The following is a 16,100-nucleotide window of genomic DNA, read 5'->3' on the forward strand; positions in this document are numbered from 1 at the left end:
AGGGGGGTCTCAGGGCCAAGCCCTGATGCGATCAATGGGCTGACATGTGACGATGCTGGCAATATGGCTGACCGACAGACCCTCCGCGACGCGCCGACCCCGTCGCCTGAGGACAACCCCGGATATCCACGGCTGACCCGGCCGGTGGAGGGACGGCTGGTGGCCGGTGTGGCGCAGGGGGCCGCCGAGCAGCTCCGGCTGGACCCCGTCGTGCTGCGGCTGACGTTTGTCCTGCTGACGATGGCCAACGGCCTGGGGGCGGTGGCCTATGCGGCGTTGTGGCTGTTCACCCCGCAGCGTGAGCACGAGGGGCCGCCGCCGAGCCGCGATTGGAGCCAGCTCGCCGCCTTCGGAGCGATCGCGTTCGCGCTGCTGGCGATCGGCTGGTTGACCGGTTCGCCCGGTTCGCCCAATCAGAGCATCACGGCGTGGCCGGTGGCGGTCGCCGGCATCGGCGCGTTGATCCTCTGGCAGCAGGCCGACCCGAACCGCAGGCAGCGCTGGATGCGCGGGGCCTCCTCCGGTGCGGGCAAGAACCGCGTGCGCACGGTGCTCGGCATGGCCCTCGTGGTCATCGGGGCGATCGGTGTGCTCGCCGCCGAGGGCGGGCTGGCGCAGGCGCGCAACGCTCTGCTGTTCACCGCGGTGGTGGTCGGCGGGCTCATCCTGATCGCCACCCCCTGGCTCGCCGGGCTCTGGAAGGAGCTGCGGCAGGAGCGGCGCGAACGTATCCGCCAGGAGGAGCGGGCCGAAATGGCCGCGCACGTGCACGACTCGGTGCTGCACACACTCACGCTGATCCAGCGCAACGCCCACGACTCCCGCGAGGTGAGCCGCCTGGCGCGAGCCCAGGAGCGCGAATTGCGCAACTGGCTCTACCAGCCCAAACAGGACGCCGACGCCACGCTGGCCGCCGCCGTACGCAGGGTCGCGGCCGAGGAGGAGGACGCGCACGGGGTGCCCATCGAGGTGGTCTGCGTGGGCGACCGGCCGCTGGACCCGCAGCTCTCCGCGATATTGCAGGCGGCCAGACAGGCGATGGTCAACGCCGCCAAATACTCGGAGTCGCCGGTAGTGTCCGTTTATGCGGAGGCAGAACCGGAGGAGATTACGATCTTTGTCAGGGATCGCGGCAAGGGCTTCGACCTGGACGCGGTGCCGGCGGACCGGATGGGCATTCGCCAATCCATCATCGGACGCATGGAGCGGCACGGCGGAACCGCCCGCATTCGCACAGAGCCAGGTGAGGGTACGGAAGTGATGTTGACCATGAAGCTGGAGACGCAGTGAGCCTCGTCAAGGTCCTGATCGTCGATGATCACCGCCTGTTCCGGGCGGGTGTCCGTGCCGAACTCGGCAACGCCGTCGAGGTCGTCGGCGAGGCCGAGGACGTCGAGTCCGCGGTGGCGGAGATCGCGAGACTTCAGCCGGACGTAGTGCTGCTCGACGTGCACATGCCGGGAGGCGGCGGCCAGGAGGTGCTGCGCCGGGTGCTCGGCTCCGGGGCGCAGGTACGGTTCCTGGCGCTTTCTGTGTCGGACGCGGCGGACGACGTCATCGGGGTCATCCGTGGGGGCGCCAGGGGATACGTCACGAAGACGATCAGCGGGCGGGAGCTGGCCGACGCCATCCGGCGGGTGGCCGAGGGGGACGCGGTGTTCTCGCCGCGCCTGGCGGGCTTCGTGCTTGACGCCTTCGCCTCCACCGAGGCGCCGCCGATCGACCCTGAGCTCGACTCGCTGACCCAGCGGGAGCGCGAGGTGCTGCGTTTGATCGCGCGTGGGTATGCCTATAAGGAGATCGCGAGGGAGCTTTTCATCTCGGTCAAGACCGTGGAGACGCACGTGTCGTCCGTTTTGCGGAAGCTTCAGCTCTCCAATCGGCATGAGCTCTCCCGCTGGGCCAACGCGAGACGTCTCGTCTAGGTTGCTGGGTCTGGTCCGTTTCTCCTGAGCCGTCTGGCCTGGGGCTGGGGCTGGGGCTGGGTGTCCGGCCTGGGGTGCGTGGCCTATTTGGCTTCTGCCGTACGCACCCTTTGGGGTGTTTGGGATAAGAACTTGCACTCTGGGTAAGGGGATTGGTGGATCACTTGGTGCCCACCCGGAGGTCTGCCATATGGGTCGCGATGTGCCAGCTCGAGTGTTCAGTCGGGAGGATCGGCGGATATATCGCGACAAAGTGCGGCGGTGCCTAGACGTCTTCGCACGTATGTTGCGCGAGTCCAAGTTCGACTTCGAACGTGCCATGATCGGCCTGGAGATCGAACTCAACCTCGTGAACGAGCGCGGCGAGGCCGCCATGCGCAACGCCGAGGTGCTTGAGGCCATCGCCCAGCCCGACTGGGCGACCGAGCTCGGGCAGTTCAACGTCGAGATCAACATTCCGCCGCAGTCGCTCGCCGGGGACGCCGCCCGTCACCTGGAGGAGTCGATCAGGCAGCGCCTCAACCGCGCCGAGGAGATCGCGGCGTCCGTGGGGGGCCACCTGGTCATGGTGGGCATTCTGCCCAGCCTCCAGGAGTCCGACGTGCGCGAGGGGACACTGTCGGCCAACCCTCGGTACAAGCTGCTCAACGAGCAGATCTTCGAGGCCCGGGGCGAGGACTTCCATCTGTCGATCGACGGGGTCGAGCGGCTGGACACCTACGCCGACTGCATCACCCCCGAGGCGGCCTGCACCAGCGTGCAACTGCACCTCCAGGTGACGCCCGAGGACTTCCCCACCCATTGGAACGCCGCGCAGGTCATCGCCGGGCCGCAGGTGGCCCTGGCCGCCAACTCGCCCTACCTCTTCGGCAAGGAGTTGTGGCGCGAGACCCGGCTGTGCCTGTTCGAGCAGTCCACCGACACCCGGCCCGCCGAGCTGAAGGCGCAGGGGGTGCGGCCCCGGGTGTGGTTCGGCGAACGCTGGATCACCTCGGTCTTCGACCTCTTCGAGGAGAACGTCCGCTACTTCCCGGCGCTGCTGCCGATCTGCGAGGACGAGGACCCCGTCGAGGTCGCCGACCGCGGCGACACCCCCGAACTCGCCGAGCTCACCCTGCACAACGGAACGGTCTACCGGTGGAACCGCCCCGTCTACGACGTCGTCGGCGGCCGCCCCCACCTGCGGGTCGAGAACAGGGTGTTGCCGGCCGGGCCGACCGTGCTCGACGTCACGGCCAACGCCGCCTTCTACTACGGGCTCATGCGGGTCCTGCCGTTCGCCGAACGGCCGCTGTGGACGCGCATGTCGTTCGCCGCCGCGGAGGACAACATGTTCGCGGCGGCCCGCTACGGGCTCGACGCCCGCCTCTACTGGCCGGGCGTCGGCGAGGTGCCCGCCTCGGAGCTGATCCTGCGCCGCCTGCTGCCCCTCGCCCACGAGGGGCTGGACCTGTGGGGGGTCGACCCCAAGGTGCGCGACCGCCTGCTCGGGGTCATCGAGGGCCGCTGCCTCACCGGCATGACCGGCGCCGGCTGGCAGGTCGCCACCGCGAGGGCCTACGAGGGCCTCGGCAGGGAGGAGGCGCTGCGGCGGATGACCCTGGACTACGTCGAGCGGATGCACAGCAACGAGCCGGTCCACACCTGGGGCACCCCCGGCTGACTTCCCCGGCCACCCGCGAGGTCGCCCTGGGACTGTTCTTTTGGTGCCTGGTGCCTGGTGCCGCCGGATACAACCAGGGTGTGGACGTCTGTACCTGGACCACCGCATTAGGCTTGCAGGAGTGCTGGGAAGATCGCTGGCCGTGCTCGTAGCGGCGAACGTGCTGAACAACCGGGTCGCGCCCCGCCTCGCGCCGCTCACCTCCGCCGTCGCGGGGGCCGCGCTCGTCGCGATGGCCAGGAAGTCGGGGCTCACCTGGGACGAGCTGGGTTTCCACCGCACCTCGCGAGGGGCCAAGGTCGGCGGCGCGCTGGCCTGCGCGGTGGCCGGGGTCTACGGCGCGGGCGTCACCATCCCCTACACCCGGCCGCTGTTCCGCGACGAGCGCGCGTTGTCCCTGTCGCGCGCCGAGGCCCTTGAGGCGGTGCTCTTGCAGGTGCCGGTCGGCACCGTGCTGCTGGAGGAGGTGGCCTTCCGCGGCGTGCTCCACGGCCACCTCGCCCGACGGCACGGGGACCGTACGGCTATCGCCCTCTCCTCGGCCTTGTTCGGCCTGTGGCACGTGCTACCCGCGATCGACATGGCCAAGTCCAACCCCGCCCTGGCACACCTGGTCTTCGGCCAGGAGGAGGCCACTGGGGAGCCGGGCTCAGGCGAGGTGCGCTCGGGCGGGACGGGGGCGGGCACGTTGCGCCTGAGCGAGGCGGACTCGGGCGAGGCAGGGGTGGGCGAGGTGCGTTCGGGCGAGTCAGGCCCGGCGCCCGTGTCCGTGTCCGTGTCCGTGTCCGCGCCCGTGCCCATGTCCGCGCCCATGTCCGCGCCCGCGCCCGTGTCCGCGCCCGTGCCGAGCGTGAACGGCGTCGTCCGGACGGTGGCAGGGACGGTGGTGTCCACGGGGTTGGCCGGGGCGCTCTTCGGCGAACTGCGGCGCAGGCACGGGCTGCTCGGCCCGTCGATGTTGCACCTCGCCACCAACTCCCTGGGCTATGTCTTCGCCCGGCTCACCTTCCGCGGCGGGCGCCGCCACGTTGGGGAGCCGGGAGCCGCGACCTCGGTCTGACGCCGGGCGACTGGGCTTTGGGCCGGGGAAGCCTGCGGGCGCGAGGATGCGGCTTGCATGACCTTGGGCCGGGGAAGCCTGCGGCGGCGAGGATGCGGCTTGCATGACCTTGGGCCGGGGCAGGCACCACCACGGCGGGCGGAAACCTGCGGGCGAGCACCGGAGCCGGCATGGCGCCCACAACGGTGGCGGCCCCCGTCGGGAAGAACACACCCCCGTCGGCGGTGGGCAGCTCACGCGATCTGGGGCCGCTGGAGGGTCAGGCTGTTGTGACGGTCTGGAACGCTTCGGCGTAGCGGTCTTCGCCGTAGCCGGCGGCTAGTGCGGCTTCGCCGAATCGGCTTCGTACGAAGGACTCGAAGTCCTCGACGTGGCTCACCTGGCTCGCGTGGGAGTGGAGGGCGGCGAGTTTGCGGTCGATGGTGTCGGTGATGTCCACGTAGTGGTTGGGGGTGGGGCCGCCTGTCAGCCAGACTTCGCGGACGGTCCACGCCTCAAGGCCTTCGTCCTTGAACAACTCGGGGAACGCGTAGGGGTTGCGCGCGTCGGGGTAGACCGCGTCCAGTGCCGCGCCGCCGACGGCTCGGTGGTCGGGGTGGCTGGGGGCGATGAAGCGGTAGTTGCGCTCGGGGCTGTGGGTGATCAGGAGGTCGGGGCGCACCTGGCGGATGACGCGGGCGATGTCGCGGCGCAGGTCGAGTGTCTGCACGACCGTGCCGTCGCTGTAGCCGAGGAAGCGCACGTCGTCCACGCCGACCGCCTTGGCGGCGGTCCGCTGCTCGCCGCGGCGCAACTCGGCCATGCCGGAGTTGTCGAGCTCGCGGTCGAATCCGCCGGCGTCGCCGTCGGTCACCACGCAGTAGGTCACTTTGACACCCCTGCCGGTGAACAGTGCGACTGTGCCCGCCGCGCCGAAGTCCACGTCGTCGGGGTGCGCGGTCACCACCAGGACCTGCTCGATCTCGGCTGCGTCCAGCATGATCGCTCTTTTCGTCGGCGCTCGGCGCGGGGGAGTTCTTCGATCTCCAAACGCGCGTGTCGGGAACGACTATTCCGTGACGTGCGGCGGTTGTCAGTGGGCGACCGTACGCTAGGGACGTGCCCACCCGAGTCTCTGCTGACCACCCCTTGCTCGACGGTCTCAACCCGCAGCAGCGCGAAGCCGTCATCCATACCGGCGGCCCCGTGCTGATCGTCGCGGGCGCCGGATCGGGCAAGACCAGGGTGCTCACCCATCGCATCGCCTACCTGCTGTCTGAGCGGCATGTCCAGCCCCAGGAGATCCTCGCGATCACCTTCACCAACAAGGCCGCGCGAGAGATGAAGGAGCGGGTCGAGGCCCTGATCGGGGCCCGGTCCCGGGCCATGTGGGTGATGACGTTCCACAGCGCGTGCGTGCGCATCCTGCGCAGGGAGGCCAAGCGGCTGGGGTTCCCCACGAGTTTCTCGATCTACGACCAGGCCGACTCCCAGCGGCTCATGGCGATGGTCTGCCGTGAGATGGACCTCGATCCCAAGCGTTATCCGCCGCGTTCCTTCTCCAACCAGGTCAGCGACTTCAAAAACGAGCTGATCGACTATGAGGCCGCCGCGGAGAAGGCGGGCACTCACCTTGAGCGCAAGGTCGCCGAGGCCTATCGGAGCTATCAGACGAAGCTCACCGAGGCCGGTGCGATGGACTTCGACGACCTCATCATGCTCACGGTCAACCTGTTCCAGATCTTCCCCGAGGTCGCCGAGCACTATCGGCGGAGGTTCCGGCATGTCCTGGTCGACGAATACCAAGACACCAACCATGCGCAATATGTGCTGATCCGTGAGCTGGTGGGGCGGCCGGAGCTGCTCACCGTCGACGGCGACGTCGTGCGGGAGGGCGCGGTCGAGCCCGCCGAGCTCTGCGTCGTCGGCGACGCCGACCAGTCGATCTACGCCTTCCGGGGTGCGACGATCCGCAACATCCTGGAGTTCGAGCGCGACTATCCCGACGCCACGACCATCCTGCTGGAGCAGAACTACCGCTCCACTCAGACCATCCTGTCGGCGGCCAACGCCGTCATCTCCCGCAACGAGGGCCGCAAGCCGAAGAACCTCTGGTCCGACCAGGGCGCGGGGCCCATGATCGTCGGATATGTCGCCGACAACGAGCACGACGAGGCGATGTTCGTCGCCGGCGAGGTCGACCGGCTCAGCGACGACGAGAACGTCAGGGCGGGCGAGGTCGCGGTGTTCTACCGCACCAACGCCGCCTCCCGCGTCTTCGAGGAGATCTTCATTCGCACCGGCCTGCCGTACAAGGTCGTGGGCGGTGTGCGCTTCTACGAGCGCAAGGAGGTCCGCGACCTGCTGGCCTACCTGCGGGTGATCGCCAACCCCGGTGACATCGTGTCGCTGCGCCGCATCCTCAACGTGCCGAGGCGCGGCATCGGCGACCGCGCCGAGGCCATGATCGAGGCGTTCGCCTCGCGTGAGCGCATCACGTTCTGGGACGCGCTGCTCCGCGTCGACGAGGCGCCCGGTGTGGCGACCCGGTCGGCCAACGCGGTCAAGGAGTTCACAGCGCTCCTCGACGAGCTGCGGGCCAAGGCCGCGGAGGTCACGCCGGCCGAGCTCGCGGGCGAGGTGCTGACCGTCACGGGCTACCGCGCGGAGCTGGAGGCGTCGGACGACCCGCAGGATGAGAGCCGCCTGGAAAACCTCGACGAGCTGATCTCGGTCGCGGGGGAGTTCGAGGAGGCCAATCCCGAGGGCACGCTGGTCGAGTTCCTTGAGCAGATCTCGCTGGTCGCCGACGCCGACCAGATCCCCGAGGCCGAGGGCGGGCAGGGCGTCGTCACCCTCATGACCCTCCACACCGCCAAGGGGCTCGAGTTCCCCGTGGTGTTCCTCACCGGCATGGAGGACGGCGTCTTCCCCCACATGCGTTCGCTGGGCGAGCCGCGGGAGCTGGAGGAGGAGCGCCGCCTCGCCTACGTCGGCATCACCCGGGCGCGTGAGCGGCTTTACATGACCCGCGCCGCGGTGCGCAGCTCGTGGGGCTCGCCGGCGTTCAACCCGGCGTCGCGGTTCGTCGCCGAGGTGCCCGGCGAGCTCGTCGACTGGCGCACCCCGCCGGAGAAGACCGCGTGGTCGGCCGCCACCCGCAGGGAGTCCGCGCCCGCCACCGCGCGCAAGTCCACCGGGCGTGAGCTGCCCTCCCTGAAGCCCGGCGACCGCGTCACGCACGACAAGTTCGGCCTCGGCACGGTGCTCACCGTCGACGGGGTCGCGGAGAAGACCAAGGTCAAGGTCGACTTCGGCAGTTCGGGGGAGAAGACGCTGCTGCTTCTCTACGCGTCGCTGGAGAAGCTCTGACGCGGCCCTTGTAGACAGGCCCTGCCGGCAGACCCTTTGATCGGGGATCTGTCCGGCGGGGCCTTGCCTATAGGTCCCTCTCCATAAGAACCGGTGATCGGCGCCTGGTGGCCGGTCTCCGGCGATGGCCACCCGCCGGTAGGTGCCACGGCGATGGGCGCCAGTCGGCGGGCTTTGCGGTGACGGGCATCCGAGGCCAGGGCTCTACCAAGCGGGCATCCGGCACCAGGGGCTCTATGAAACGGGTGTCCGGCACCGGTGCTCTGTGAAAAGGGAACGGCCCGTGCCCCCGGGGAGGTAGGCACGGGCCGCGGTCCGGGTTCCCGGCTGGTTGTCAGCCGATGGAGTTGGTCGACATGTCCCAGGGCTTGAGGTTGCCAAGGCCCTCGGTGTCGAGGTCGGCGAGCTCGACCACCTGGTCGGCCGGGGGTGCCGTCACCTTGACGCCCTTCGCCCATCCGGTCAGGTTGGTGGTCTGGCTGAGCGTCGTCGTGACCGCGGTGTCGCCCTTACCCTGCTTCTGAGCGATCGTGGTGGTTACGCGACGGGGCAGCTGGTCCGCGCCGATCCAGATCTTGATGGTGACCGGGATCTTCGCCTGAGCAGGGGTGAGCTGGGGGAAGGCCTGCTTGATGTCCGAGACCTGCCGTAGTTTGCCCAGCGTGATGCTCCCCTGGAGGAGGGTGGTCTTCACACCGTCGAGCGTGCCGCCAGGCGACTTCTTCGTGGCGACGGCCTGCACGGCGTTGTACGTCTTCAGGTTGAAGACGTTGACCAGCGAGCCGTTGGTGACCGGAAGCGGAGCGGGCAGCTTGGTGTGCACCCACTTCTTGCCCTCGGGCAGCTTGTCCGCGTAGTACGCGCCGCTGTAGTAGAGCGACGTGCCGACGGCGACGGTGCGGGAGGGCTTGAGAAGCTTCTCGATCTGAGCCGCGTCGGTCTTGAATTCCTTCTTGAACTCCGCGGTCAGCGCCTGCTTGAACACCGGGGAGAGTGTCCAGCGCCGCTTGAGGTCGTGGGAGTTGACCTTGCCGGCACCGAAGGCCAGCGTGCCGTTGGCCGTCGTGCTGAATCCGGCCTTGTAGCCTCCGGCGTTCACCGACGTGTTGAGGCGGTCGGTGATCTTGACCCCGTTGCCCGGCACCACGAACGCCTTCAGCGCGGCACTGGGAGTCTTGGGGGCGGCCTGGGCGCTCTTGGCGCTTGCCGGGGCTGCCGCGGCGATCGCGGGGAGAGCGACGGCCACGGCGGCCATGGCGATCCAACGCTTCATGAGAGGGGGACTTCCTTCTGAAATGCCTCGCTGTGGCGAAGGCATGAGGGATGGTTGCCGGTTAGGAGAGCACCCGCTTGGGGTCGAGGCGGAGTGCGTCGTCCAGGAGGCCGGGGAACAGCGGCTGCGGCAGGTCCTCAGCGCTGATCACCAGCGACGGGTCGGGAGCCGTGATGTTCACGGGCTTACCCCACGCGGTGAGATCCGTGATGCTGTTCTGCGTCAGCGTCGCCCGCCCGATCTTCATCGAGAGGCTGACCTGAGCGCGGCGGGGGAGCTGGTCGGAGCCGAGCCAGATCTTGATGGTGACGGGCGACTTCGCCTCCTTGCCCTTGGGCACGTAGACCGGCTTGCCCCCCTTCGAGGCTTCGGCCTTGGCGAGCTCGCCCATGGTGGTCTTGATGCCGTAGACGGTGGTCTTGACGCCGTCGTACGTGCCGCCCGGCTTCTTGGTGCCCTTGCTCGTCAGGAGGTTCCACATGCCGTTCAGCGAGGCGGGGTCCACGGCGTTGGGGTTGGTGTCGAGCGGCCAGACGGCCTGGCCCTTGGTCGGCGAGCTCACCCACGTCTTGCCGGTGGGGAGATACTGCGCGAAGAACTCGCTGTTCACGTAGTTCACGTTGCCGACGGAGATCACGTGGACGGGCTCAAGCGCGAGCTGCGCCAGCTCCTCGTCCGCCTTCTTGATCTCCTCGCGCACCTCCGGCGCGACGACCATGCGGGACTTCAGGTCCAGCGCGGTCACCTTGCCGCCGCCGAACCCCAGGACACCCGAGGTCACCTGTCCCGGCGCCTTGAAGTCGGACAGCCGCTTGTCGCCCTTGACGGTCAGCCGGCTGCGCTGGTTGATCGCGACGCCGCCGGTGCCGCTGAGCACCCGCTTGACGGCGTCGCCGGGGGTGAGCGCCGCCGACCCGGACTTCTGCGGGGCGGCGGTAGCCGTGCCGGCACCGGCCGCGACCAGGGCGGGGGCCGCGAGTACGGCGGCGGCAAGGGTGGTCCATCGCTTCATGAGATTGGCCTCCTGGAAGTGCCTCGCTGCGGGTGAGGCTCCATTGCTTGTGGAAGAAGTTCGCGGTGCTTGCGCACGATGCCTACCGGCGCCGCTCAGGGGATGCGCTGGAGGTCGGCCTTACGGGGTGGGTCCGAGTCGAGCGGCGGATCGACGAGGAGGCTGAACGGAGAGGAGAGGTGCTCGGGCAACGTGATCTCGTCTCTCCGGACGACGAGTGAGGGGTCGGGAGCCGTGACCGTCGCGGGGCCGCCCCATCGGGTGTAGGCCGTGGTGGTCTTGGTCGACTCTTCCTCCTCGGCGACGCTCACCTGGCTGCGGCGCGGAAGCTGGTCGGGGCCGAGCCAGACCTTGACGGTCGCGGGCCGGCGCAACACCCTGGGCGTGGCCTGGCCGGTCTGCCGGAGGTTCTCCAGAAGCGGCGGAGAGATCTTGCTCAGGGCGCCGACGGTCGTCTTCACCCGGTAGAGAGTCGTCCTCGTGCCGTTTTCGAACACGGCGCCGGGGCTCTTCTTGCCGCCGAGCCTCATCACACCGTCGAGCGTGATCGGGTCCAGCACGTCGACCACCTCGAGGGCGTCGGTCGGCCAGAGCGGGTCCCCGTTCGGCGCGCTCAGCCACATCTTGAGCTTGGGGAGATATTTCGCCAGCTGCTCGTCGTAGACGTAGCGGGTGCCGTTGACCACGATGACCTGGCGGGGCGTGAGCAGGCTGAGCAGGCCGGTGTTCTCCTCCGCCAGCATCTCGCGGAACTCCGGGGAGACGGCGAGGCGGGAAGTGAGATCGACGGACCGCACCTTGCCCTTGTCGAACCCCAGCACACCCTTCGTGATGTACGCGCTGTCCTCGCGGTCCTCATCCCGGTGGAACGTGGCCCGCCGGTGGTCGATCGTGACACTGCCCTTGCCCGCCAGCTGGCGCTTGAGCGCCGCGCCGGGGGTGAGCACGGCAGCCGCATCCTGCCGCGGCGCGGCCACCGCGGCCCCGGCGCCTCCCGCGACAAGCGCGGGCGCGGCCAGCACGGCTGCGGCAAGGGTGATCCATCGCTTCATGGGGGGTGAATTCCTCCTGCAGGATGCCTCACTGCGGCTAAGGCAATCCGGTGACTTTTCTATACGAAAAAGATCACCATATAGTCACGGCGTCGTCGAGCGTGCGGCAGGTGGGGACCGCGGATTGTGCAGCATGTGGGCAACCGTCGACCAACGGTCCAGGTGGAGGGAAAATCCTCACCCGCTGTGAGTGCACAATGGCGTTGGGTGTGAGTTTCCCGACACCGTTGCGAAAGCTGTTATATCACCGATTTACCCGGTGGTCGGCGTGCTTAGTGCGGTGAATACGGCAGGCCGATGGAACGGTGCGAAGCCAGGGCCGCGTCACCCGTGGTCCGGCGGGGCATGCATGTCGTCCGACTCAACGAGCGCGGGTTCGGAAGCCTTGGTGTCGAGGCTTCCGGACCGCTAGGTGTGGCGGGTGGCTCTTTAATGACGACGGCATCGCTTTGATACAGGGTTCCGTCGACGACAATTATATGGAGCGGCTCTTTCGTGGTTTTCCATCTGACGGGCCGCTTGACGGTTGACTTCAATCGCGGGCTTCGGGCGGAATAGGCATAAGCTTTCCGCTGGAGGATGCCCATGGCGGCGATCCCGTCCCTTCCGAAGTCCGGCCTGCCCTTGTTCTGCGACCCTGCGCAGGTCGGTGCCCGCCGCGGTGGGGGTGGCGAACGTGACGGTCTGGGCGATGGTGACGCCGCCGTCGCCGTTGAGCAGACTCCTCACCGCCCCGCCCAGGGCGCCGGCGGCCCGGGCTTCCGCCGTACCGGTCGCGAGGGCGGCGTCGGGGATGCGGGAGCGACCGTCGAGAGAGCGGTGGCGATGAGGGGGATCCGGCGGCTCATGGGGTTCTTGTGTCCTGTGAGGAGGGAGTGAGGAACTATCTATTGATTTTCGCGGATCTGGGGGACAAGCGGATGATCTTTCGCGAAAAGGCATGGATGGGGTCTCGTGTCGCTGGAAGGGCGTGCCAGGGAGGCGGCGTCCGGTGCCGCCATGAGGAGTCCCGCCCTTCCTGCTGGGGACTGAGGGGATACGCTGCGAAAAGAGGGCGTGCGCGTGGTCGCGGCGCCGACGACCGTCCCGCGTGTGCTCACGCACCGCAGAGGAGGTCCGCATGGAACCCAGCGGAACGATCCGCGTCATCCTTGCCAAACCCGGGCTCGACGGGCACGACCGTGGCGTCAAGCTGGTCGCGCGAGCGTTGCGGGACGCGGGGATCGACGTCGTCTACACCGGCCTGCACCAGTCTCCGGAGCAGATCGTGGACACCGCCGTCCGGGAGCACGCCGCGGCCATCGGGCTCTCGGTGCTCTCCGGCGCCCACATGACGCAGTTCGCCAGGGTCGTCGAGTTGCTCCGGGAGCGCGGTGCCGGCCACGTCGTGGTGTTCGGCGGAGGTGTCATCCCGGAGGAGGACATCCCCGCGCTCCAGCGCATGGGGGTGGCCCAGGTGTTCACGCCGGGGGCGCACATGAACGAGATCGTGGAGTGGGTGAGCGCGAAGGTGCCCGCTTCGCCGTAAGTCGTCCCTATATAAGGGCTAAAGGGCTGGTTCGGCATGGCCGCAGCTAGGAACTCCACGCGCCTAGCTCAGCGATTCGGCCACGTGGTTAAAGATATTTTGCGAAACTCTGCCCTATGTCGTCCTGTCCTGGCAAGGTCCACAGTGGACCCGCTGGGGAGGTCAGGCTCCCGGTGGGGCTAGGCTTCATTGGCGGAAATCGCCGGGTCACCGTGCTTGGGGCCTGGTCGTCGACGCGAGTGTGCCTTAGGCGCGCATGAGCCGTCGTGCGCAGCGCGACCGTCAACACAGTAGAAACAGCCGGAGAAGCAAGGACGGACCCTCGTGGACCTGTTCGAACATCAGGCGAAGGAGCTCTTCGCGGAATACGGCATCCCGGTGCCGCGCGGCGTCGTCGCGCACACCGTGGAGGAGGCGCGGAAGGCAGCCGAAGAGCTGACCGGCCGCGTCGTCGTGAAAGCCCAGGTCAAGACCGGGGGCAGGGGCAAGGCCGGCGGCGTGAAGGTGGCCGCGGACGCGGTCGACGCGGCCGCCAAGGCGACCGACATCCTCGGCATGGACATCAAGGGGCACACGGTCCACAAGGTGCTCGTCGAAGAGGCGAGCGCCATCGCGGAGGAGTACTACTTCTCCTTCCTTCTCGACCGTGCCAACCGCACCTTCCTCGCCATCTGCTCGGCCGCCGGCGGCATGGACATCGAAGAGGTCGCGGCCAGCACCCCTGAGAAGGTCGCCAAGGTCCCGGTCTCCGCGCTCGACGGCGTGGACCGCGCCAGGGCCCGGGAGATCGCCCAGGCCGGCGGCCTGCCCGCCGCCGCCGTCGAAGGCGCCGCCGAGCTCATCGAGAAGCTCTGGGCCGTCTTCCTCGACGAGGACGCCTCCCTCGTCGAGGTCAACCCGTTGATCCTCACCGCCGACGGCCGCGTCGTCGCCCTCGACGGCAAGGTCACCCTCGACGAGAACGCCTCCTTCCGCCAGCCCGAGCACGAGGCCTACGCCGACAAGGCGGCCGAGGACCCGCTGGAGGCCAGGGCCAAGGAGAAGGACCTCAACTACGTCAAGCTCGACGGCTCCGTCGGCATCATCGGCAACGGCGCCGGGCTGGTCATGTCCACCCTCGACGTCGTCGCCTACGCCGGTGAGGAGTTCGGCGGCCAGCGGCCCGCCAACTTCCTCGACATCGGCGGCGGCGCCTCCGCCGAGGTCATGGCCAACGGCCTGGAGATCGTCCTGTCCGACCCCAGCGTGAAGTCGGTCTTCGTCAACGTCTTCGGCGGCATCACCGCGTGCGACGCGGTCGCCAACGGCGTGGTCGCCGCCTTCCAGCTCCTCGCCGAGCGGGGTGAGAGCGTCACCCGCCCGCTCGTCGTAAGACTTGACGGTAACAACGCCCTTCTCGGGCGCCAGATTCTCGCCGACGCCAAACTCGCCGGCGTGGAACTGGTGGACACTATGGATGACGCGGCCAAGCGCGCCGCCGAGCTCGCCGCGGCTGGGGTGTGACATGGCTATCTGGCTGACCGAAAACTCCAAGATCATCGTCCAGGGCATGACCGGGTCCGAGGGCACCAAGCACACCCGGCGCATGCTCGCCTCGGGCGCCAAGGTCGTCGGCGGCGTCAACGCCCGCAAGGCCGGCACCGTCCACGAGGGGCTTCCCGTGTTCGGCACCGTCGCCGAGGCCATGGCCACCACGGGCGCCGACGTCTCCGTCGTCTTCGTTCCCCCGGCGTTCACCAAGGACGCCGTCAAGGAGGCGATCGACGCCGAGATCCCGCTGTGCGTGGTCATCACCGAGGGTGTGCCGGTGCACGACACCACCGCCTTCTGGGCCTACGCCACGGCCAAGGGCAACAAGACCCGCATCATCGGTCCCAACTGCCCCGGCATCGCCTCCCCCGGCGCGTCCAACGCCGGCATCATCCCGGCCGACATCACCACCAGCGGGCGCATCGGCCTCGTGTCCAAGTCGGGCACGCTGACCTACCAGTTGATGTACGAACTGCGGGACATCGGCTTCTCGTCCTGCGTCGGCATCGGCGGTGACCCCGTCATCGGCACCACCCACATCGACGCCCTCCAGGCGTTCCAGGACGACCCGGCCACCGAGGCCATCGTCATGATCGGCGAGATCGGCGGCGACGCCGAGGAGCGTGCCGCTGCCTACATCGAGCAGCACGTCACCAAGCCCGTCGTGGCCTACGTGGCCGGCTTCACCGCGCCCGAGGGCAAGACCATGGGCCACGCCGGCGCCATCGTCTCCGGCTCCTCCGGCACGGCCCAGGCCAAGAAGGAAGCCCTGGAGAAGGTCGGCGTCCGCGTCGGCAAGACCCCCAGCGAGACCGCCCGCCTCATGCGCGAGGTCATGCAGTCGCGCTAGCGGGTCTGCGGGTCTCGGCCCACTTTTAGATCTCCATCCCAAGTGCCCTGCGGCGTACCGCCGTGGGGCACTTGGCATTTGTACGGCGGTGCCATTCGTTGCGATATTCGAGGGGCCGACGCTGGTCGACTTGGCATTGAAGGGGCTTTGTACGGCGATGCCGCGGTGGGCTTTGCAGGCCGTCATTCCGGGAAGCTCTCATCGACAGCGGCAAGGGTGCTGACCAGGGCAAACCTGTGATGTGTCGGGCCTACTCAGAGCTGCTGCGCTTAGTTGGGATATTTCGAGGTAAAGGGCCAATCCCGGAAATGAGGGCTGGTTCTCGTCGGACGGGAGATCATAGGATCTCCGGATGCGGATTGAGCTCTTCACCATCGTCGTCGAGGACTATGACCCGGCCATCGAGTTCTTCACCGGTGTGCTGGGGTTCGACCTGGTCGAAGACTCTCCGTCGCTGACGAACGACGGGCGGCCCAAGCGGTGGGTGGTCGTGCGTCCGCCGGGGGCCGAGACCGCTGTCCTGCTGGCGCGGGCCGACGGCGAGCGGCAGGCCGCCGTGGTGGGGGAGCAACTGGGCGGGCGGGTCGGGTTCTTCCTCCGGGTGGACGACTTCGAGGAGACCTACGCGCGGATGAAGGCCGCGGGCGTGGAGTTCGTGGGCGAGCCGCGCGCCGAGTCCTACGGCAGTGTCGCCGTCTTTCTCGACATCGCCGGCAACCGGTGGGATCTTCTGGGGCCGGCGCCCATGTAGACCCTGTCCGTCAGACCCTGTCCGTCAGACACGCCCATCGGACCCTGTCCGTCAGACCCCACCGGTCGACCACGCCCATCGGACCCTGCTCGTCAGACCCCACCC

13 protein-coding genes are annotated in these 16,100 nt (G+C 68.5%); 9 read left to right on the forward strand and 4 right to left on the reverse strand.

Annotated elements, in window-relative coordinates; translation table 11 throughout:
• Window positions 1-63: 63 nt before the first annotated feature.
• The 4 genes from Ssi02_RS05415 (at window position 64) to Ssi02_RS05430 (ending at window position 4,648) form a co-directional block, all read left to right on the forward strand.
• Window positions 64-1,290 (forward strand): ATP-binding protein, encoded by a 1,227-nt coding sequence (locus Ssi02_RS05415; RefSeq protein WP_204021669.1) that lies wholly within the window; start codon window positions 64-66, stop codon window positions 1,288-1,290.
• On the forward strand, window positions 1,287-1,925 hold the full coding sequence (locus tag Ssi02_RS05420) for a response regulator (RefSeq protein WP_204021671.1): 639 nt from the start codon (window positions 1,287-1,289) through the stop codon (window positions 1,923-1,925). Before Ssi02_RS05415 ends, Ssi02_RS05420 begins: the two co-directional genes overlap by 4 nt.
• Window positions 1,926-2,208: 283 nt before the next feature.
• The gene (locus Ssi02_RS05425) at window positions 2,209-3,588 is read left to right on the forward strand and encodes a glutamate-cysteine ligase family protein (RefSeq protein WP_239128614.1); all 1,380 of its coding nucleotides are present in this window, start codon (window positions 2,209-2,211) and stop codon (window positions 3,586-3,588) included.
• A 121-nt stretch (window positions 3,589-3,709) separates the two neighbouring features.
• Window positions 3,710-4,648 carry a CPBP family intramembrane glutamic endopeptidase gene (locus Ssi02_RS05430; RefSeq protein ID WP_204021675.1) on the forward strand — a complete coding sequence of 313 codons (939 nt, stop codon included), beginning with the start codon at window positions 3,710-3,712 and terminating at the stop codon, window positions 4,646-4,648.
• Window positions 4,649-4,907: 259 nt separating this feature from the next.
• Here Ssi02_RS05430 and Ssi02_RS05435 read toward each other — a convergent pair whose 3' ends face one another.
• On the reverse strand, window positions 4,908-5,627 hold the full coding sequence (locus Ssi02_RS05435; RefSeq protein WP_204021677.1) for a PIG-L deacetylase family protein: 720 nt from the start codon (window positions 5,625-5,627) through the stop codon (window positions 4,908-4,910).
• A gap of 149 nt (window positions 5,628-5,776) precedes the next feature.
• On the opposite strand from Ssi02_RS05435, the gene pcrA reads away from it, so the two are divergent.
• The gene (gene pcrA / locus Ssi02_RS05440; protein ID WP_204022016.1) at window positions 5,777-7,999 is read left to right on the forward strand and encodes a DNA helicase PcrA; all 2,223 of its coding nucleotides are present in this window, start codon (window positions 5,777-5,779) and stop codon (window positions 7,997-7,999) included.
• A 334-nt stretch (window positions 8,000-8,333) separates the two neighbouring features.
• Here pcrA and Ssi02_RS05445 read toward each other — a convergent pair whose 3' ends face one another.
• From Ssi02_RS05445 to Ssi02_RS05455, 3 genes are all read right to left on the reverse strand, one after another.
• The gene (locus tag Ssi02_RS05445) at window positions 8,334-9,272 is read right to left on the reverse strand and encodes a hypothetical protein (RefSeq protein WP_204021679.1); all 939 of its coding nucleotides are present in this window, start codon (window positions 9,270-9,272) and stop codon (window positions 8,334-8,336) included.
• A gap of 61 nt (window positions 9,273-9,333) precedes the next feature.
• Window positions 9,334-10,284: a hypothetical protein gene (locus tag Ssi02_RS05450; protein WP_204021681.1), complete on the reverse strand. Its 951-nt coding sequence runs from the start codon at window positions 10,282-10,284 to the stop codon at window positions 9,334-9,336.
• 95 nt (window positions 10,285-10,379) lie between these two features.
• Window positions 10,380-11,336 carry a hypothetical protein gene (locus tag Ssi02_RS05455; RefSeq protein ID WP_204021683.1) on the reverse strand — a complete coding sequence of 319 codons (957 nt, stop codon included), beginning with the start codon at window positions 11,334-11,336 and terminating at the stop codon, window positions 10,380-10,382.
• A gap of 1,120 nt (window positions 11,337-12,456) precedes the next feature.
• Between Ssi02_RS05455 and Ssi02_RS05460 the strand changes: the two genes are divergently transcribed.
• The 4 genes from Ssi02_RS05460 (at window position 12,457) to Ssi02_RS05475 (ending at window position 15,995) form a co-directional block, all read left to right on the forward strand.
• Window positions 12,457-12,864 (forward strand): cobalamin B12-binding domain-containing protein, encoded by a 408-nt coding sequence (locus tag Ssi02_RS05460; RefSeq protein WP_204021684.1) that lies wholly within the window; start codon window positions 12,457-12,459, stop codon window positions 12,862-12,864.
• Window positions 12,865-13,188: 324 nt separating this feature from the next.
• The gene (gene sucC / locus Ssi02_RS05465; protein ID WP_204021685.1) at window positions 13,189-14,367 is read left to right on the forward strand and encodes an ADP-forming succinate--CoA ligase subunit beta; all 1,179 of its coding nucleotides are present in this window, start codon (window positions 13,189-13,191) and stop codon (window positions 14,365-14,367) included.
• 1 nt (window position 14,368) lies between these two features.
• Window positions 14,369-15,244: a succinate--CoA ligase subunit alpha gene (gene sucD / locus Ssi02_RS05470; RefSeq protein WP_204021686.1), complete on the forward strand. Its 876-nt coding sequence runs from the start codon at window positions 14,369-14,371 to the stop codon at window positions 15,242-15,244.
• A 352-nt stretch (window positions 15,245-15,596) separates the two neighbouring features.
• Window positions 15,597-15,995 (forward strand): VOC family protein, encoded by a 399-nt coding sequence (locus tag Ssi02_RS05475; protein ID WP_204021687.1) that lies wholly within the window; start codon window positions 15,597-15,599, stop codon window positions 15,993-15,995.
• Window positions 15,996-16,100 lie beyond the last annotated feature (105 nt).

The sequence above is a fragment of the Sinosporangium siamense genome (assembly GCF_016863435.1).
GTDB classification, from domain to species: Bacteria; Actinomycetota; Actinomycetes; order Streptosporangiales; family Streptosporangiaceae; genus Sinosporangium; species Sinosporangium siamense.